The organism is Cognatilysobacter tabacisoli (assembly GCF_003586305.1).
In the GTDB taxonomy this organism is placed as follows: domain Bacteria; phylum Pseudomonadota; class Gammaproteobacteria; order Xanthomonadales; family Xanthomonadaceae; genus Cognatilysobacter_A; species Cognatilysobacter_A tabacisoli.
In genome coordinates this window covers 828,893-848,235 of the sequence record NZ_KZ987400.1, presented here as the reverse complement: position 1 = coordinate 848,235, position 19,343 = coordinate 828,893, and the positions used below count along the sequence as shown (strand labels likewise).

13 protein-coding genes and 1 riboswitch are annotated in these 19,343 nt (G+C 72.1%); of the genes, 4 read left to right on the top strand and 9 right to left on the bottom strand.

Annotated elements, in window-relative coordinates; translation table 11 throughout:
- Positions 1-9 precede the first annotated feature (9 nt).
- Genes D3A60_RS03775 through aspS form a run of 3 tightly spaced genes read right to left on the bottom strand, consistent with a single transcriptional unit; the run spans position 10 to position 2,980 of the window.
- Positions 10-621, bottom strand: a complete 612-nt coding sequence (locus D3A60_RS03775) for an esterase/lipase family protein (protein WP_119717339.1) — start codon at positions 619-621, stop codon at positions 10-12.
- A 34-nt stretch (positions 622-655) separates the two neighbouring features.
- Complete coding sequence (locus tag D3A60_RS03770; RefSeq protein WP_119717338.1) at positions 656-1,198, bottom strand: GNAT family N-acetyltransferase; 543 nt, start codon at positions 1,196-1,198, stop codon at positions 656-658.
- 9 nt (positions 1,199-1,207) lie between these two features.
- Positions 1,208-2,980: an aspartate--tRNA ligase gene (gene aspS / locus D3A60_RS03765; RefSeq protein WP_119717337.1), complete on the bottom strand. Its 1,773-nt coding sequence runs from the start codon at positions 2,978-2,980 to the stop codon at positions 1,208-1,210.
- A 259-nt stretch (positions 2,981-3,239) separates the two neighbouring features.
- Here aspS and D3A60_RS03760 point away from each other — a divergent pair, with 259 nt between their 5' ends.
- Positions 3,240-3,980, top strand: a complete 741-nt coding sequence (locus D3A60_RS03760; RefSeq protein ID WP_119717336.1) for a DUF3011 domain-containing protein — start codon at positions 3,240-3,242, stop codon at positions 3,978-3,980.
- A gap of 87 nt (positions 3,981-4,067) precedes the next feature.
- On the opposite strand, the gene D3A60_RS03755 is transcribed toward D3A60_RS03760, so the two are convergent.
- Positions 4,068-4,409 carry an FmdB family zinc ribbon protein gene (locus D3A60_RS03755; protein WP_119717335.1) on the bottom strand — a complete coding sequence of 114 codons (342 nt, stop codon included), beginning with the start codon at positions 4,407-4,409 and terminating at the stop codon, positions 4,068-4,070.
- A 124-nt stretch (positions 4,410-4,533) separates the two neighbouring features.
- Here D3A60_RS03755 and D3A60_RS03750 point away from each other — a divergent pair, with 124 nt between their 5' ends.
- Complete coding sequence (locus D3A60_RS03750) at positions 4,534-5,259, top strand: SIMPL domain-containing protein (protein WP_119717334.1); 726 nt, start codon at positions 4,534-4,536, stop codon at positions 5,257-5,259.
- A gap of 12 nt (positions 5,260-5,271) precedes the next feature.
- Here the strand turns inward: D3A60_RS03750 and D3A60_RS03745 are convergent, their stop codons facing one another.
- On the bottom strand, positions 5,272-7,137 hold the full coding sequence (locus D3A60_RS03745; protein ID WP_119717333.1) for an ABC-F family ATP-binding cassette domain-containing protein: 1,866 nt from the start codon (positions 7,135-7,137) through the stop codon (positions 5,272-5,274).
- A gap of 151 nt (positions 7,138-7,288) precedes the next feature.
- Here D3A60_RS03745 and ybaL point away from each other — a divergent pair, with 151 nt between their 5' ends.
- Positions 7,289-8,968, top strand: coding sequence for a YbaL family putative K(+) efflux transporter (ybaL, locus tag D3A60_RS03740; RefSeq protein WP_119717332.1), 1,680 nt, complete (start codon positions 7,289-7,291; stop codon positions 8,966-8,968).
- Between the two features lie 165 nt (positions 8,969-9,133).
- On the opposite strand, the gene btuB is transcribed toward ybaL, so the two are convergent.
- Positions 9,134-11,014, bottom strand: a complete 1,881-nt coding sequence (btuB, locus tag D3A60_RS03735; RefSeq protein WP_196778629.1) for a TonB-dependent vitamin B12 receptor — start codon at positions 11,012-11,014, stop codon at positions 9,134-9,136.
- Positions 11,015-11,135: 121 nt separating this feature from the next.
- A riboswitch (cobalamin riboswitch) is annotated at positions 11,136-11,375 on the bottom strand.
- A 141-nt stretch (positions 11,376-11,516) separates the two neighbouring features.
- On the opposite strand from btuB, the gene D3A60_RS03730 reads away from it, so the two are divergent.
- A complete protein-coding gene (locus tag D3A60_RS03730) occupies positions 11,517-13,928 on the top strand; it encodes a TonB-dependent receptor plug domain-containing protein (protein WP_119717330.1) in 2,412 nt (803 codons plus the stop codon).
- Positions 13,929-14,024: 96 nt separating this feature from the next.
- On the opposite strand, the gene clpB is transcribed toward D3A60_RS03730, so the two are convergent.
- The 3 genes from clpB to pgeF all read right to left on the bottom strand — a co-directional run bounded on the left by clpB (position 14,025) and on the right by pgeF (position 19,326).
- On the bottom strand, positions 14,025-16,625 hold the full coding sequence (gene clpB, locus D3A60_RS03725; RefSeq protein WP_119717329.1) for an ATP-dependent chaperone ClpB: 2,601 nt from the start codon (positions 16,623-16,625) through the stop codon (positions 14,025-14,027).
- Between the two features lie 154 nt (positions 16,626-16,779).
- Entirely contained in the window at positions 16,780-18,390 is a 1,611-nt protein-coding gene (locus tag D3A60_RS03720) for a SulP family inorganic anion transporter (RefSeq protein WP_119717543.1), read from the bottom strand.
- Between the two features lie 108 nt (positions 18,391-18,498).
- Positions 18,499-19,326, bottom strand: coding sequence for a peptidoglycan editing factor PgeF (gene pgeF / locus D3A60_RS03715; protein ID WP_119717542.1), 828 nt, complete (start codon positions 19,324-19,326; stop codon positions 18,499-18,501).
- Positions 19,327-19,343: the final 17 nt, after the last annotated feature.

Genomic DNA, 19,343 nt, shown 5'->3' with positions numbered 1-19,343 from the left:
GCAGGCCGCTCAGGCCGGGAAGCGCCCGTCCTGCAGGAAGCCCACCGCCAGCCGCGCCGCTTCCGGCGAGAACAGCAGCCCGGTGTGGCTGGTCGGGATCACCGCGTGGCCGGCGAGGCCGTCGATGCGGGTCTCGTCGACGCCGACGGTGCCGTCGTTGTCGCCGCGGAAGCGCCCGAACAGCTGGCCGAGGCCGAGCGGCGTGCGCCCGGCGACGACGCCGACCTCGGCGCGGCCGGTCCACGCGCCGCAGCCCGAGCGCAGCAGCTCGGCGCTGCGCCCGAGCGACGCCGCCGCCAGCGGCAGCCGCGCCAGGCCGGTCGCGGCGGCGCTGCCGCACAGCGGCGAGCCCAGGCACACGACGCGTTCGACCGGCAGCTGCGGCGCGTCCTGCAGCGCGCGCAGCGTGACCAGCCCGCCGAGGCTGTGCGCGAGGACGTGGCACGGCTCGCGCCGCAGCGTCGCGACCAGCGCCGGCACCGCGGCTTCGGGGCCGCCGCTGACCGTCGCGTAGCTGAAGAGCGACGGCGCGTAGCCGGCGTCGCGCAGGCGCGCGGCCATCCAGCGCATCGAGGCGCGGGGCATCCACAGGCCGTGCAGCAGGACGACGCGTCGGGTCATGCCGACAGCCTACGCGGACGGAGGCCCGTCGCGGTCAGGCGCCGCGCGGCGCGCGGCGCAGGATGAACTCGTGGTCGCGGACCCGGCCGACCGGGAACTCGTAGTCGCCGACGTGGACGAAGCCGTGGCGCGCGTAGAAGCGCTGTGCGCCGAGGTTGCCGCTCCACACGCCGATCCACAGCGTGCGCGGGCCGTCGCGCTCGAGCCACTGCAGCGCCGCGTCGAACAGTCGCCCGCCCCAGCCGCCGTTCTGCGCACCGGCCAGCACGTACAGGCGCTTGAGCTCGCCGTCGCCCGGCTGCACGTCCGGGTGCGGCAGGCCGCACGGGCCCGCCGCGGCGTGGCCGACCGCCTCGCCGTCGGCGTCCTCGAGCAGCCACACCGCGTAGTCCGGGTGGCCCAGGATCACCTCCTGCTTGTCGACCGCGTAGGCTTCGTCGAGGAAGGCGCGCAGGTCCTCGGCCGGGTACAGGTGGCCGAAGGTCTCGGTGAAGGTGCGCGCCGCCAGCCGCGACAGCGTCGCGGCGTCGGCGACGGTGGCGCGGCGGATCGCCAGCGGGGCGCGCGGCTCCGGCATCGCCGCGCGTCAGGCCTTCGGCGCGACCGGTCGCACCGCCACGTGCACCTCGGCCAGCTGCGCGTCGGGGATCGGCGACGGCGCGCCGGTCATCAGGCACTGCGCGGTGGTGGTCTTCGGGAACGCGATGACGTCGCGGATCGACTCGGTGCCGGCCATCAGCGCGGCGATGCGGTCGATGCCGAACGCGATGCCTCCGTGCGGCGGCGCGCCGTACTTCAGCGCGTCGAGCAGGAAGCCGAACTTCAGCTCGGCCTCGTCCTTGCCGATGCCGAGCAGCTCGAACACCGCCGACTGCATCGCCGAGTTGTGGATGCGGATCGAACCGCCGCCGATCTCGTTGCCGTTGAGCACCATGTCGTAGCCGCGGCTGACCGCGGTCTTCGCGTTCGCGCGCAGGTCGTCGATCGAATCGACCGCCGGCGCCGTGAACGGGTGGTGCAACGCGACGTAGCGACCGCTTTCGTCGTCCCACTCGAACATCGGGAAGTCGGTGACCCACAGCGGCGCCCACCGGTCCTCGACCAGACCGAAGTCCTTGCCGGCCTTGAGCCGCAGCGCGCCCATGAAGTCGCTGGCGGTCTTGTAGGCGCCGGCGCCGAAGAACGCGATGTCGCCGTTGCGCAGGCCGATCGCCTCGAGCAGGGCCTTGAACGCGTCGTCGGCGAAGAACTTCGCGATCGGCGAATTGACCGCGCCGGCCTCGTCGAGCTTCACGTAGGCCAGCCCCTTGGCGCCGTACTTCGCGGCGTGCGCGGCGTACTCGTCGATCTGCTTGCGCGACAGCGACGCACCGCCCGGGATGCGCAGCGCGACGACGCGGCCGTCCGGATCGCTGGCGGCGTCGGTGAACACCTTGAACTCGCAGCCCTTCACCAGCTCGGCCACGTCGACGAACTCCAGCGCGATGCGCAGGTCCGGCTTGTCCGAGCCATAGCGGCGCATCGCCTCGGCGTAGGTCATGCGCGGGAACTGGCTGGCCAACTCCACGTCCATCACTTCACGGAACACGTGGCGGACCATGTCCTCGGTGAGGTCCTGCACGTCGCGCTCGCCGACCCACGCGAACTCCATGTCGAGCTGGGTGAACTCGAGCTGGCGGTCGGCGCGCAGCGCCTCGTCGCGGAAGCAGCGCGCGATCTGGTAGTAGCGGTCGAAGCCCGCCATCATCAGGATCTGCTTGAACAGCTGCGGGGACTGCGGCAGCGCGTAGAACTCGCCCGGGTGCATGCGCGCCGGCACCAGGAAGTCGCGGGCGCCTTCCGGCGTGGCCTTGGTCAGGATCGGCGTCTCGAGGTCCTGGAAGCCGCGTTCGTCGAGGTAGCGGCGCAGCGCGGCCACCAGCTTCGTCCGGGTGCGCATCTTGCGCTGCATGTCCGGCGTGCGCAGGTCGAGGTAGCGGTACTTGAGGCGGATGTCCTCGCCCGGGTTCTCGTGCGCGTGGAACGGCAGCGGCTCGGCCTTGTTGAGCAGCTCGATCTTCGTCGCGACCACTTCGACCTTGCCGGTGCGGATCTTGTCGTTGACCGCGTGGCGCGCGCGGACGGTGCCGGTGATGCGCAGGCAGTCCTCGTAGCCGACCTGCGCCGCGGCGGCGATCACCTGGGCATTGCCGGCCGCGCCCGCGTCCGGCTCGGCGACGATCTGCACGATGCCCTCGTGGTCGCGCAGGTCGATGAAGCACAGCCCGCCCAGGTCGCGGGCGACGTCGGCCCAGCCGCACAGGGTGACGGTCTGGCCGATCATCGACTCGTCGATCAGGCCGCAGAAATGGGTCCGCATGGGGGAAAGCTCCGGGGGTCGCATCGGCCGGTCGCCGAAACCGGCAAGTTTAGCGCGCAACCACCGGCGGGCGGCCGCGCCGGCTGGCTGAATCGCCGGCGCACGGCCGGCGGGCGCCCCCTTGCCGGCACGCGACGGGCGCGCGACCGTAAGCCCCGCCGGCATCGCGCCCGGGCCGCCATCGGTCCACGGCCGCCATCCCGTTGGGAGTCGACCTTCCGTGTGTCCCGCGCACTGCCGAACCGACCAAGGAGCCGTCATGAACACCTCGTGGAAATCCCTGCTCGCCGCCCTGTGCCTGGCCACGCTCGCCCTGCCCGCCGGCGCGCAGCGCGCCGAGCGCGCGTACGCGCCCGAAGACCTGCGCGGGCTGGCGTACAACGACCAGGTCCGCGTGATCAGCCTCGAATACCAGGAGCAGTCGAACGGCCGCCGCATTCCCGACGACCAGCTGCGCTTCTACCTCGACCAGGTCAACCGCTCGAACTGGGGCTTCAGCCAGATCAAGTCCGACATCGCCCGCTCGCTCGGCGGCAGCGGCGGCGGCGGCAACTACCCTGGCTATCCCGGCGGACCGGGCTACCCCGGTGGCGGCCAGGTGGTCCGCTGCGAGAGCAAGGACGGCGACGCGCGCCGCTGCCCGACCCAGTGGCAAGCCCCTGCCCGGCTGGTGCGCCAGCTGTCGAAGAGCCCGTGCATCGAGGGCCAGACCTGGAACTCGCAGCCGGGCCTGATCACGGTCTGGAAGGGTTGCCGCGCCGAGTTCGCGCCCGGCCGCGGCGGCTGGGGCGGCGGCGGCAACGCCAACGACTATTCGGTGACCTGCTCGAGCGTCGAGGGCCGCACCGTGACGTGCGCATGGAATGCGCGCTACGGCCAGCCGCGACTGATCCAGCAGCTGTCGCGGGCGGCGTGCGTCGAAGGCCGCACCTGGGGCCGCCAGGGCCGCAGCGCGATCTGGGTCAGCGGCGGCTGCCGCGGCCGGTTCGGCACGTACTGAGCCTCGCACCGCTGCACAGCAAGGCGGCGCCGGAGACGGCGCCGCTTTTTTTGTTGCGGTGGCGGCAACGCGGCCGGCGCGCCGGCTTCAGCCGGCGTCGCCGCTCTTCGGCGCCGGCGCGGACGCGGCGGGCTTGGGCTCGGCGGCCTTGGTCGCGCCCGACGCCGCGCCGCCGCCCTCGCTGCCGCTCGACGCGGCCGGCGCGGCCTGCCCGCCGTCGCCGGCCAGGTTGCGCTTCTTGTCGCCGTCCTTCTTGAAGTCGGTCTCGTACCAGCCGCCGCCGGCGAGGCGGAACTGCGGCGCGGTCAGCTGCCGGCGCACCTGCGGCTCGCCACAGGCCGGGCACTGGGTCGGATCGGCGTCGGACAGCTTCTGCAGACGGTCGAAGGCGTGGCCGCAGGCGGCGCACTCGAAGGCGTAGATCGGCATCGTGGGCAGGCCGTGGGGTTTGAACGGGCGCCAACCTTGGGGCGCGGGCCCGGCGGTTTCAAGCCCGCGACGCGACTTATGCTGCGCGCACGTCCGCCGCCCACCGCCTGCCGGAGCCTGTCCGATGAACGACGCTCGCCCCCGCACCGCCCGCAACGTGGTGGCCGCCGCCGTGATCGCACTCGGCCTGGTCGGCGCCGGCTGGTTCGCCGCCGACGGCATGGCCCGGCTGCGCACGCAGGACCGCTTCGTCACGGTCAAGGGCTCGGCCGAGAAGGTCGTCGACGCCGACCTCGTCGTGTGGCCGCTGGCGCACACGGTCGGCGGCAACGACCTGGCCGACGTGCAGCGCCGGCTTGACGCGAACTCGAAGACGATCCGCGACTTCTTCGCCCGCGCGGGCTTCAAGCCCGACGAGATCGTCGCCTCGCCGCCGCGGCTCGAGGACCGCTGGGCCTGGGCCTACGGCGAGAACCGCCCGCCGGAGCGCTACCGCTACGCGACCACGGTGACCCTGCGCACCCACAAGGTCGGCGAGGCGCTGGCGGCGCTGCGCCGCAGCGGCGAGCTGGTCAGCGCCGGGGTGATGCTCGGCAGCGAGGGCGACCCCGCCGGCGGCCCGGAGTTCGACTACACCAAGCTCAACGACATCAAGCCGGCGCTGATCGCCGAGGCGACCGCCAACGCGCGGCGCTCGGCCGAGCAGTTCGCGCAGGACTCCGGCGCGCGCCTGGGCGGCATCCGCACCGCCAACCAGGGCGTCGTTTCGATCGAGGCGCGCGACCGCGGCAGCCCGCACGTGAAGAAGGTGCGGGTGGTGACGACGGTCGAGTACTTCCTGCGCGACTGACCGCGCGGGCGGTCAGGCCGCCTCGTACAGCGCCAGCAGCGCGGACTCGGCGTCGGCCAGCTGCGCGGCGACCTCGTCGCGGCGGCGCGACAGCTCGGCGGCGCTGGTGCCGCCGCCGCTGTACGCGTCGGGGTCGGCCAGGTCCATGTCGATCGCGTGCAGCGTCGACTCGAGCTCGGCGACGCGGCCCTCGGCCTGCGCGAGCTTGTGCGGGTTGATCTTCGACGCCGGCTTGGCGGCGGGCTTCGCTGCGGCAGCCGGCGCGGCTGCGGCCGGCACCGCGGCCACCGGCGGCTTACCTGCGCTGGCGTCGCGGCTGCGCAGCCACGCGGCGTAGGCGTCGAGGTCGCCGTCGAACGGCTGGGCGACGCCGTCGGCGACGCGCCAGAACGTGTCGCAGACCAGGCCGATGAGGTGCCGGTCGTGCGAGACCAGCACGATCGCGCCGCTGAACTCGGCCAGCGCCTCGGCCAGCGCCTCGCGCATGTCGAGGTCGAGGTGGTTGGTCGGCTCGTCGAGCAGCAGCACGTTCGGCTGCCGCCACGCGATCAGCGCCAGCGCCAGCCGCGCGCGCTCGCCGCCGGAGAAACCGTCCACCGACTCGAACGCGCGGTCGCCGGGGAAATTCCACTTGCCGAGGAAGTCGCGCAGCTGCTGGTTCGACACGCCCGGCGCGAGGTCCTGCAGGTGCTCGATCGGCGAGGCGCCCTCGCGCAGCGATTCGACCGTGTGCTGGGCGAAGTAGCCGATGCGCAGGTCCGGGTGGCCGCTGCGCTCGCCACTGAGCAGGTCGAGCTCGCCGACCAGCGACTTGACCAGCGTCGACTTGCCGGCGCCGTTCGGCCCGAGCAGGGCGACGCGGTCGCCGGCCTGCAGGATGAAGCCGACGTCGTGCAGGACCACGTGGTTGCCGTAGCCGCAGTCGGCGTCGACCACGCGCAGCAGCGCGTGCGGCAGCCGCGCCGGCGCAGGGAAGTCGATGCGCAGCGCGCGCTCGGCGCGCACCGCCTCGGTGCCGGCCATCTTCGCCAGCCGCTTGACCCGCGACTGCGCCTGCTTGGCCTTGGCGGCGCTGGCGCTGAAGCGGTCGATGAAGCTCTGCAGGTGCGCGCGCTCGGCCTGCGCCTTCTCGTGGGTGATCTGCTGCAGGCGCAGGTGCTCGGCGCGCTGGCGCTCGAACGCGGTGAAGTCGCCGACGTACAGCTTGGCGCGCCCGTCGTGCAGGTGCAGCGTGTGGGTGGTGACCTCGTCGAGGAACTCGCGGTCGTGCGAGATCAGCATCAGCGTGCCCGGGTACTTCAGCAGCCACTGCTCCAGCCACAGCACCGCGTCGAGGTCGAGGTGGTTGGTCGGCTCGTCGAGCAGCAGCAGGTCCGACGGCGTCATCAGCGCGCGCGCCAGGTTCAGGCGCACGCGCCAGCCGCCGGAAAACTCCTTGACCGCGCGCGAATGCGTGTCCGGGGTGAAGCCCAGCCCGTGCAGCAGCTTGCCGGCGCGCGCGGTGGCGTCGTAGCCGTTGAGCTCCTCGAGCCGGTGGTGGCACTCGGCCACGGCCTCCCAGTCCTCGCGCTCGACCGCCTCGCGCTCGGCGACCAGCACCGCATGCACCTGGGCATCGCCGGACAGCACGAAATCGAGCGCCGCGTCGTCCAGCGCCGGCGTCTCCTGCGCGACCGCGGCCATGCGGACCTTGCCGGGCATGTCGAGATTGCCGAGGTCGGATTCGAGCTCGCCCTGGATCGCCGCGAACAGCGACGACTTGCCGGTGCCGTTGCGGCCGATGACGCCCACGCGCCACCCCGCCTGCAGGGTCAGGTCGACTTTGGACAGCAGCAGGCGTTCGCCGCGACGAAGGGCGAAATCACGGAAGGCGATCATCCGGATATTGTACGGTGAAGGGCTCAGGCGGCGCCTCCCACGCAGCGACGCGCGCCCTGCCCGCGCGTCTTCCCGCACCCGGCCCGGCGCCGGTGGCCGGACGCGCCGTCCCCACGCCGTCCTACCTGGGGACGGCCCGCCAGGAGTCCGGATGCACCACACCTCGCTGATCGCCATCCTCGTCGCCGGCTTCGTGCTGGCGTTCATTTTTGGCGCGATCGCGCAGCGGCTGCGGCTGTCGCCGCTGGTGGGCTACCTGATCGCCGGCGTCATCGCCGGCCCCTTCACCCCCGGATTCGTCGGCGACCAGACGCTCGCGCCGCAGCTGGCCGAGATCGGCGTGATCCTGCTGATGTTCGGCGTCGGCCTGCACTTCTCGCTGCGCGACCTACTCGACGTCAAAGCGATCGCGCTGCCGGGCGCCGTCGTGCAGATCGCGGTCGCGACGCTGCTGGGCTGGGCGATGGGCCGGTGGCTCGGGTGGTCGCACGGCGCCTCGTTCGTGTTCGGCCTGTCGCTGTCGGTCGCCAGCACCGTGGTGCTGCTGCGCGCGCTCGAGGAGCGGCGGCTGGTCGACACCAGCAAGGGCAAGATCGCGGTCGGCTGGCTGATCGTCGAGGACCTGGCGATGGTGCTGGCGCTGGTGCTGCTGCCGGCGCTGTCGGGCCTGCTGTCCGGCGAAGCCGGCGACGCGGCGTCGGTGTGGACGGCGATCTTCACGACCGTGTTCAAGGTCGGCGCATTCCTCGCGGTGATGCTGGTGGTGGGCCGACGGCTGATCCCGTGGATCCTCGCGCGCGTGGCCGGCACCGGCTCGCGCGAACTGTTCACCCTTTGCGTGCTGGCGATCGCGCTCGGCACGGCGTTCGGCTCGGCCGAGTTGTTCGGCGTGTCGTTCGCGCTGGGCGCGTTCTTCGCCGGGATGATGCTCAACGAGTCGGAGTTCAGCCACCAGGCCGCGAACGAGACCCTGCCGCTGCGCGACGCGTTCGCGGTGCTGTTCTTCGTGTCCGTCGGCATGCTGTTCGACCCGTCGATCCTGGTCCAGCGTCCGGTCGACGTGCTGCTGACGTTCCTGATCATCGTGCTCGGCAAGTCGATCGCCGCGTACGCGATCGTCCGCGCGTTCGGCAAGTCGAATTCGACCGCGCTGCTGATCTCCGCGAGCCTGGCGCAGATCGGCGAGTTCTCGTTCATCCTCGCCGGCCTCGGCCTGCAGCTGAACGTGCTGCCGCAGGACGGTCACGACCTGGTGCTGGCCGGCGCGCTGCTGTCGATCGTCGTGAACCCGCTGCTGTTCGGCTGGCTCGATCGCCGCGCCAAGCGGTTGGAGACCGCCGCGGCGGATGTCGAACACATGAGCCCGCCGATCCCGGACGACCTGCACGACCACGTGATCGTGATCGGCTTCGGCCGGGTCGGCAGCGAGCTGGCGCGGCTGCTCGCCGCGCGCGACGTGACCGTGCTGGTGGTCGACGACGAGTCCGATCGGATCGACCGCGCCCGCGCGGCCGGCTTCCCGGCGATCCGCGGCAACGCTGCCGCCGAACGCGTGCTGCGCGAGGCCGCGCCGGAGCGCGCGAACACCGCGATGATCGCGATCCCGAACGCGCTGGAGGCCGGCGAGATCATCGCCCGGCTGCGCGAGATCAACCCGACGCTGACGGTGGTGTCGCGCGCGCACAGCGACGGCGAGGTCAAGCACCTGCTCGAGCAGGGCGCCGATGCGGCGGTGATGGCCGAGCGCGAGCTGGCGCACAGCTTCGCCGAGATGGTGATGGCGATGCCCACGTTCCGCGGGGATCGCCACCTGCCGCCTGCCGCGGGCTGAGGCGGCGCCGCGTGCGAGCCGCTGGCTCGCGCGTCGATGGATGCCATCGCGCTGCGCCCGATGGCCGGGGGCGACGGCACTTCATTCTTCGTTTTCGCGGGTGGTCGCGCCCCTCGCGGCAGTCGCGTCGTCATCCCCGCGCAGGCGGGGATGACGCAGCAATCCTCACTCGACCGCGCTGTAGCGCAGCGTGACCAGGTAGTTGCGGCCCGGCTGGCGGTAGTACGCCGCGGTCTCGTAGTCGCGGTCGAACACGTTGTTGGCGCTGAGCTGCAGGCGCCACGCCGGACTCAGCGCATAGCCGACGCGCAGGTCGGTGGTCGCATAGCCGCCCAGGCGCACGTTGTTGCCCGGGTTGTCGAAGCGATCGCCGCTGCCGGTGACGCTGGCGCCGACGCTGACGGCGCCGAAGCGGCGGTCGACGTCGACGCGCCCGCCGACGCGCGCGCGGCGCGGCAGCAGCCGGTCGCGGTTCACGCCGCTGTCGTTGCGCGGGTCGAGCCACGTCGCGTGGCCGGCGAGCGTCCAGCCGGCGAGGGTCGTCGACGCGGTCGCCTCGACGCCGCGGATGCGCGCGCGCTCAATATTGTTCGGCCGTCCGAACGGCCGACCGGGCGCCGGCGTCGAGTCGTACGCGATCAGGTCGTCGATCCGGGTGTCGAACGCGTTGAGCGTCCAGCCACCCCAGCCGTGGCTGCCGCGCACGCCGAGTTCGACGCTGCGCGAGGTTTCCGGCACCAGGTCCGGATTGCCGAAGAACGGGTAGTACAGCTCGTTGAACGACGGCGCTTTGTACGCGGTGCCGGCGCTGGCGGTCACGCGCAGCGCATCGCTGGCGTTCCAGCCCCACAGCGCGCTGCCGGTGGTCTGCCCGCCGAACTGGTTGTCCTCGTCGCGGCGCACGCTGGCCTGTAGCGAATGGGCACCGAACGCCTGCTGCCACTGCGCGAACGCGCCGCGGTTGATGCGCTGGCCGATGTCGTACGGCTCGCTGCTGTCGACCGCGTCGCGCAGCCAGTCGAACCCGGCCGTCAGCAGCGCGCCGCCGGCGCGCAGGTCGGCCTGCAGCGATCCCTGGTCGCGCCGGGTCTCGAAGTAGCCGGTGGCGACTCGGTCCTTGAAGTCGTCGCTCTGGTCGTCGCTGCGCCCGGCAGTGGCGGTCAGCGTCAGCGCGTCGCTGGCGCGCCAGCGCAGCCGCGTCGAGGCCACCTGCTGCACGGTGTCGGATTCGTTGGCGAAGCCGCCGTCGTACTCGTTGCGGCCTTCGCCGCGCAGCGCGCGCGCTTCCAGGTCCCAGTCCTGCGCCAGGGTGACGCCGCCGGACAGCGACAGCGAGCGGTTGCGGTAGCCGTCGAGGTCGGGCTCGTCGGTGAAGCAGCCGGCGAACACCGGGAAGCCGAACCCGCGGCAGGCATCGATGCCGTCGGTCTCCTCGTGCGCGGCGTTGACCGCGTACCAGCCGCGCTCGCCGCGGCCGGACAGGCCGGCGGACAGCTTGACGGTGTCGAAGCTGCCGACGCCGAAGCTGAAGTTCGGGTTGAACGCCCCGCGCGGCTTGCGGGTGAAGATCTGGACCACGCCGCCGATCGCCTCGGAGCCGTACAGGCTTGAGAACGGCCCGCGCACGATCTCGATCCGCTCGATCTGCTCGACCGGGATGTCCTGCAGCGCCGCCTTGCCGGCGGTGGCCGAGCCGACCTTGATGCCGTCGACCAGCACTAGGGTGTGGTCGGATTCGGTGCCGCGCAGGAACAGCGAGCTCTCCTTGCCGGCGCCGCCGTTGTTGGCGATCGCCGCGCCCGGCGTGCCGCGCAGCAGCTCCGGCAGCGAGGCCGGCTGCAGCGCTTCGATCTGCGCGCGGGTGATGACGGTGACGGCCGCGAGCGTGGCGTCCTGGGTCTGCGCGGTGCGCGCGGCGGTGACGACGACGCTGTCGAGGTCGGTGGCCGCGTCCTGTGCGAGGAGCGGAGAGGCGGTGGCCGCGAACGCGGACGACAGCGCCACCGCCAGCACGCGCCGGCGGTTGGAAACGAAACGGGATGTCACGGAGTGGCTCCTTGGACCGCGCCTGCCCGCGCGGATGGCAATGGCAAAGGCGACAGGCGGCGACGGGAGCACGGTCGCTCGCGCCCACGGGCGCGAGGTTCCATGGCCACGCCCACCGCGTGTCACGACGAAGCCTCAGGCCGGTCTCCGGGCTCGCGATCGGACGCGCCTGCGTCCAGACCCGGCGCCTTCCCGTGCGCTGGGCACAGTGGCGTTCGCCGCGTCCGGGCCTTCCTGGCCCCATCGCCCACCGTTGCGGGGGCAGCTCCGGAATGGCCCGCGTCGATCGCGACGGGGCGGCACCGGATTCCCGTTTCAACCGCCGGACTCGCCAGCGGTCACCTCAGGCGGGGCGGAGTCTAGCAGGTGCACCGCGCCGGCCCGCCGGCACCCGCGCGGGGGTCGACATAGCCAAAGGTCTATATCGCTCCATCCGGATGGCGCTGGATTTTGCGTGAAGAGTGCGTTAAGCAGGCAGGACACCAACGCTCGGAAGGCCCCCATGACCCGCACCGCGCTCAGTCTCGCCGTCCTCGCCGCCCTCGCCTCGCCGCTCGCCCTCGCCCAGGACGCGCCGCGCGACCCGACCACGCTCGACCAGGTCATCGTCACCGGCACGCGGGTCAGCGACCGCACGGTGGCCGAATCGGCCTCGCCGATCGACATCATCACGCCCGAGGCGCTCGAGGCGACCGGCACGACCGAACTGGCGACCGCGCTGTCGCGCGCGCTGCCGTCGCTGAACTTCCCGCGGCCGGCGATCACCGACGGCACCGATGCGGTCCGCCCGGCGCAGCTGCGCGGCCTCGCCCCCGACCAGGTGCTCGTGCTGGTCAACGGCAAGCGCCGGCACACGACCGCGCTGATCAACCTCAACGGCAGCCAGGGCCGCGGCTCGTCGCCGGTCGACCTCAACGCGATCCCGATCGCCGCGATCGAGCGGGTCGAGGTGCTGCGCGACGGCGCGTCGGCGCAGTACGGCTCGGACGCGATCGCCGGCGTGATCAACGTGGTGCTCAAGGGCGGCGCCGACGGCGGCGGCGTCTCGCTGCGCGGCGGCCAGTACAGCGCCGGCGACGGCCGCCAGGCCCAGCTCGACGGCGACGTCGGTTTCGGCCTCGGCGAGACCGGCTTCGTGCGCATGGCCGCGCAGGCCGGCCAGCAGGACCAGACCGACCGCGCGCGGCCGTACATCCTCGGCCCCGGCACGACGTCGCGGCCGGCGACCGCGCCGCCGTTCGGGCAGGTCGTGCAGCGCTACGGCGACCCGGAAGTCGAGCAGTGGGGCGTGTCGGCCAATGCCGAATTCAGCCCCGCCGACGGCGTCGAGTTCTACGCGTTCGGCACCGCCAGCCGCCGCGACGCGCTGTCGAACGGCTTCTTCCGCCCCGCGCTCGACACCCGCAACATCCCCGAGATCTACCCGAACGGCTTCCTGCCGAACATCCGCAACATCGCCAACGACCGCGCCTTCGTCGCCGGCCTGCGCGGCGACACCGCGCTGGGCTGGAAGGTCGACCTCAGCTACAACTACGGCAACAGCGACCTGACGTTTGACGTCGAGAACAGCCTCAACCGCAGCCTCGGCCCGACCTCGCAGACCGACTTCTACGCCGGCGCGCTCGAGGTCACCCAGCACGTGCTGAACTTCGACACCAGCCGCGCGTTCGACGTCGGCTTCCTCGAGTACCCGGTCACCGTGTCGCTCGGCGCCGAGTGGCGCGGCGAGGAGTTCCAGCAGCGCCCGGGCGAGCTCGCCTCGTACGTCAACGGCGGCGTGCGGCTGCCCAACGGCACGCCCGCACCGTCGGGCTCGCAGGTGTTCCCCGGCTTCCGCCCGGACGACGCCGGCGACTTCAACCGCGAGAGCTACTCCGGCTACCTCGGCCTGGAGGCCGACCTGACCGACAAGCTGTCGGCCGGCCTCGCCGTGCGTGCCGAGGAGTACAGCGACTTCGGCAGCACCACGTCCGGCAAGCTGTCGGCGCGCTACGCGTTCACCGAGGCGTTCGCGGTGCGCGCGACCGCGTCGACAGGCTTCCGTGCGCCGTCGCTGCAGCAGCAGTTCTTCCGCTCGACGGCGACCAACTTCATCGGCGGCGTGCCGTTCGACATCCGCACGTTCCGGGTCAACGACCCGGCGGCGATCGCGCTCGGCGCCGAACCGCTGAAGGCCGAGGAGTCCAAGAACCTCAGCCTCGGCGTCGTGCTGCAGCCGGTCGAGCGTCTGTACATCACCGTCGACGCGTACCGGATCGACATCGACGACCGGATCATGCTGTCGGAGAACCTGACGTCCACGCCAGTGCGGCTGTTCCTCAACGCCACGGTCGATCCCGCGCTCGGCGGCGGCCGCTACTTCACCAACGCGATCGACACCAAGACCACCGGCGTCGACGTGATCGGCACGTACCGGTTCGACCTCGCCGGCGGCACGCTCGACCTGACCGCGGGCTACAACTACAACAAGACCGACGTCGAGCGGATCGCGCCGAACCCGGCCGTGCTGGCCGCGATCGACCCGGCCGCAGTGCGCATCGGCCGCGTCGAGGTGGGCCGGCTGACCGTCGGCGCGCCGCGCGAGAAGTTCCAGCTTGGCGGCACCTACGAAACCGGCGCCTGGCGCTTCGGCGCCAACGCCACCCGCTACGGCGAGTTCAGCGTGCTGTTCGGCAACAACCCGGCCGACACGTCGCGCGACCAGACCTTCGATCCGCAGTGGACGCTGGACCTGTCGACGACCTACACGCTGGACCGCTGGGCGTTCACGCTCGGCGCCGACAACGTGCTCGACGAGTACCCCGACGAGGTGATCTACCAGAACGCCACCAATGGCCAGCTGCCGTACTCGGCGTCGTCGCCGAACGGCTTCAACGGCGCGTTCGTGTACGGGCGGATCGGCTACCGCTGGTAAGCGCCCGCCACGACGGCCCCGCGCAACGACGAACGGCCCGGGATTCCCGGGCCGTTCGCGTTTGCCGCGCTGGCGTCGTGCGGCCGCCTTGCGCGATCAGCCCTTGCCGAACACGAGTTGTCCGCCGGCCGCGTCGACCTGCACGGTGTCGCCGGGCGCGAACTCGCCCGACAGGATCCGCTGCGCCAGCGGGTTCTCGAGCTGCTGCTGGATCGCGCGCTTCAGCGGCCGCGCGCCGTAGACCGGGTCGAAGCCGACGTTGCCGAGCAGCGCGAGGGCGTCGTCGGACAGCTTGAGCTTGAGCCCGCGCTCGGCCAGCCGCTTGTCCAGGCCCTTGAGCTGGATCTTCGCGATCTCGCGGATCTGCGCCTTGTCGAGCGGGTGGAACACGACGATGTCGTCGAGCCGGTTGATGAACTCCGGGCGGAAGTGCGACTGCACCACGCCCATCACCGCCGCCTTCATCTGCGTGTAGGCCTCGGGCGTATCGGCGTCCGCCGCGCTCCGCTCCGACATGTCTTGGATCATCTGGCTGCCGAGGTTCGACGTCATCACGATCACGGTGTTGCGGAAGTCCACCGTGCGGCCCTGTCCGTCGGTCAGGCGGCCGTCGTCGAGCACCTGCAGCAGGATGTTGAACACGTCCGGGTGCGCCTTTTCGACTTCGTCGAGCAGGATCACGCTGTACGGCCGGCGGCGCACCGCTTCGGTCAGGTACCCGCCTTCCTCGTAGCCGACGTAGCCCGGCGGCGCGCCGACCAGCCGGCTGACCGCGTGCTTCTCCATGAACTCGCTCATGTCGATGCGCACCATCGCGTCGGTCGAGTCGAACAGGAACTCGGCCAGCGCCTTGCACAGCTCGGTCTTGCCGACGCCGGTCGGGCCGAGGAACAGGAACGAGCCGGACGGCCGGTTCGGGTCGCTCAGGCCGGCGCGCGAGCGGCGCACCGCGTCGGAGACGACCTTGATCGCCTCGTCCTGGCCGACCACGCGCGCGTGCAGCTGCTCCTCCATCTTCAGCAGCTTCTCGCGCTCGCCTTCGAGCATCTTCGACACCGGGATGCCGGTCCAGCGCGACACGACCTCGGCGATCTCCTCGGCGGTCACCTTGTCCTGCAGCAGGGTGAAGCCCTTCGTCTCGGCCTCCTGCGCCGCGTGCAGCTGCTTGTCGAGTTCGGGCAGCGTGCCGTACTGGATCTCGCTCATCCGCGCGAAGTCCTGCTTGCGCTGCGCGGCCTCGAGCTCGAGCTTGGCCGCCTCGATCTGCTCCTTGATCCGGGTCGCACCCTGCAGCGTCGCCTTCTCGGCCTTCCACACCTCTTCCAGGTCGTTGAACTCGCGCTCGAGCACGGCGATCTCGCTCTCGAGGTCAGCCAGGCGCTGGCGGGAGGCCTCGTCCTTCTCCTTCTTCAGCGCCTCGCGCTGGATCTTCAGCTGGATCAGCCGGCGCTCCTTGCGGTCGAGCTCCTCGGGCTTGGAGTCGATCTCCATGCGGATGCGGCTGGCGGCCTCGTCCATCAGGTCGATGGCCTTGTCCGGCAGCTGGCGGTCGGCGATGTAGCGGTGCGACAGCGTGGCCGCGGCGACGATCGCCGGGTCGGTGATCTCGACGCCGTGGTGCACCGCGTAGCGCTCCTTCAGGCCGCGCAGGATCGCGATCGTGTCCTCGACGCTGGGCTCGCCGACGAACACCTTCTGGAAGCGGCGCTCGAGCGCGGCGTCCTTCTCGACGTACTTGCGGTACTCGTCGAGCGTGGTCGCGCCGATGCAGTGCAGCTCGCCGCGGGCGAGCGCGGGCTTGAGCATGTTGCCGGCGTCCATGCTGCCTTCGGCCTTGCCGGCGCCGACCATCGTATGCAGCTCGTCGATGAACAGGATCACCTGGCCTTCGTTCTTCGACAGGTCGTTGAGCACGGCCTTGAGCCGCTCCTCGAACTCGCCGCGGAACTTCGCGCCGGCGATCAGCGCGCCCATGTCGAGCGACAGCACGCGCTTGCCGCGCAGGCCTTCGGGCACCTCGTTGTTGATGATGCGCTGGGCCAGGCCCTCGACGATCGCGGTCTTGCCGACGCCGGGCTCGCCGATCAGCACCGGGTTGTTCTTGGTCCGACGCTGCAGCACCTGGATGGTGCGGCGGATCTCCTCGTCGCGGCCGACCACCGGATCGAGCTTGCCGCCCTCGGCGCGCGCGGTCAGGTCGATGCAGTACTTCTCCAGCGCCTGCCGCTGCTCCTCGGCGTTTTCCGACTGCACGCTTTCGCCGCCGCGGACCTTGTCGATCGCCGCGTCGAGCCTGGCCTTGGCCGCGCCCGCCGCCTTCAGCGCGCGGCCGACCTCGCCGCCGTCGTCGAGCGCGGCCAGCACGAACAGCTCGCTGGCGATGAAGGCATCGCCACGCTGCCGGGCCAGCTTGTCGGTGACGTTGAGCAGGCGCGCCAGGTCGTTGCCGATGCTGACGTTGCCGGCCTGGCCGGACACCTTCGGCAGCTTCTCCAGCGCCTCGCCGAGCCGCTCGCGCAGCAGCGGCACGTTGACGCCGCCCTGCGACAGCAGCGGGCGCGTGCTGCCGCCGGGCTGGTCGATCAGCGCGACCAGCAGGTGCACCGGTTCGATGACGCTGTGGTCGCGGCCGACCGCGAGCGACTGCGCGTCGGCGAGCGCCTGCTGGAAGCGCGAGGTGAGCTTGTCCATCCGCATGGGGGATTCCTCGGGAACGAGTACTTCAAGGTCCAACGGGGCGGCGTGCGGCCGCGATGACCGTCAGATGCGGCTGTGGCCGCGGCGATTCAAGCGTGGGGCTGGCGGTGTTCAGCCAGTGTGGACCGACGCCGGACGCGCGCCTTGATCGCGATCAATCGGCCGCGGTGGCCGCGGGGTTCGGAACGGCGCGCCGCTGCAACGACAGCAGCGCCATCAGCGCGGCCAGCGCGAGGTAGGCGCCGACGAACTGCCACGCGATCAGGCGCGGCAGGCCATCCAGCGTCCACGGCAGGTAGATCCCGCCCTGCGGCTGGACCGAATGGATCACCCCGAACGCCGCCAGCGCGGCGCCGGCCAGCAGGAACGCGCTGGCGCGACGCAGCTGGCCGTCGATCATCGCCACGACCGCGGCCGTCCACAGCATCGCGGTGATGATGAAGCCGTTGCCGAGGGTGACGATCACCGCCAGCTCCGGCAGTCCGTGCCCGGCGTCGGCGGCCATCAGCGCGGCGAAGCGCTCCGGCGCGATCCACGCCGGGTTGCCGACCTTGATCGCCAGCAGGTACGCAACCGACGGCAGGAACCCGAGCACCATCGCGGTCGCGTGCCGGCGCGGGGTGGCCTCGAATGCCTGCGTGGTGATGTCGAGCGCGACGTAGACGATGATTGGCGCGAGCACCGCCAGCGGCAGCCACTGCACCAGCCCGGACACCAGCCCGAGCATGCCGCCGAGGCCGACGAACAGCCCGGTCAGCAGCGTGTAGCCGCTGCGCGCGCCCATGTGCTTGTACGCCGGCTGGCCGATGTACGGCGTGGTCTGCGCCACGCCGCCGCAGACGCCGGCGACCAGCGTCGAGAACGCCTCGACCAGCAGGATGTCGCGGGTGCGGTAGTCGTCGCCGGCGGCGCGCGCGCTCTCGCTGACGTTGATGCCGCCGACCACCATCAGCAGGCCGAACGGCAGCAGCAGCGGCAGGTACGCGACGGTGTCCGGCAGGCCGTCGACGAAGCCCAGCGTCGGCCACGGCAGCGCCGGCTGCAGCGCGCCCGCCTGCGGCCACGCGAAGCCCGGCGCGCCGAGCCCGGCGGCGCCGAGCGCGTAGTACAGGACCGTGCCGAACACGAACGCGACGAACACCCCCGGCAGCCGCAGCGGCAGCGGGCCCTTCGCGACCAGCACGTACAGCAGCAGCCCGAGCGTGGTGAAGCCGACGATCGGCGAGCGCAGAGCCTCGACCAGCGGCAGGAAGCCCATCAGCACCAGCGCGATGCCGGCGATCGAGCCGAGCAGCGCGGCGCGCGGCATCAGCCGGGTCACCGCGTCGCCGGCGAACGACAGCACGAACTTCAGCGCGCCCATCACCACCAGCGACGCCATGCCGAGCTTCCACGTGGCGATCGCCGCGGCCTGCGGGTCGAGGCCGGTCGCCTTGTAGCCGACAAACGCCGGCCCGAGCACCAGCAGCGCCATGCCGATGCTGGTCGGCGCGTCCAACCCCAGCGGCATCGCGGTGACGTCGTCGCGCCCGCTGCGCGCCGCCAGCCGCCGCGCCATCGCCGTGTACGCCAGGTTGCCGACCAGCACGCCGAACGCGGTGCCGGGGAACATGCGCTGGAACACCACGTCGGCCGGGAAGCCGAAGATTCCGATCAGCGCCGCGGCGATGAAGCCGAGGATCGACAGGTTGTCGACGACCAGGCCGAAGAAGCCGTTGAGGTCGCCGGCGACGAACCAGCGCGGGGCGGGACGGACGGTCGTCATCGGCAGGCGCTCACGGCAGGCCGGCACTCGGCGGCGGGCGCGTGATGGTAGCGCGCGTGATCCTGGCGCGCGTGGGCCGCGCGCGATGCGCGCTCGGCGCGACCCGGCTCAGGACAATCTGTCGATCCAGACCAGCGACGCCATCCGCCCGGTGCGGCGGTCGCGGCGGTGGGAGAAGAACGCGTCGGGCTCGGAGATCGTGCAGCGCCCGCCGCCGTGCACGTGCGCCGGCACCAAGCCGGCCGCGGCGAGCCGCTGGCGCGCCAGCGCGTACAGGTCGACGCGCCAGTGGCCGGCGCGGGTCGCGGTGAACGCATGCTCTGCACCGGCGTCGCGCTGCACGAACGCGTCGTGCACGTCGGCCCCGACCTCGTAGGCCAGCGGACCGGCGGCCGGGCCGAGCCACGCGAGCAGCCGCGACGGCGGCGTGCGCATCGCCGCGACGGTCGCCTCGAGCACGCCGTCGGCGAGCCCGCGCCAGCCGGCGTGCGCGGCCGCGACCTCGCGGCCGTCGTCGGCGCACAGCAGCACCGGCAGGCAATCGGCGGTCAGCACCGCGAGCACCACGCCCGGCGTCGAGGTCACCGACGCATCGGCGACCGGCTCGTCCGCCGGCGGCAGCGGTGCCTCGACGGGCGACTCGAAGCGCAGCGCGTCGATGCCGTGCACCTGCCGCAGCCAGTGCGGCGCGCTAGGCAGCTCGCCGATCCAGCGCAGCGCCTCGCGATTGGTGTCGATGTGCGCCGGGTCGTCGCCGTCGACGCCGTGCCAGCCGCCGAGGTTGAACGTGTCGAACGGCGGCGGCGAGATGCCGACCTCGCGGCCGCGGCGCAGCGTGGTGAAGCCGTGCACGCCCGGCGGCGCCGGCCAGTCGGCATGCAGCAGGACCGAGTCGCGCACCTGCCGGTCGAGCAGCCGCGCCAGCGCGGCCGTCATCTCGCTGCCGGGCGGGC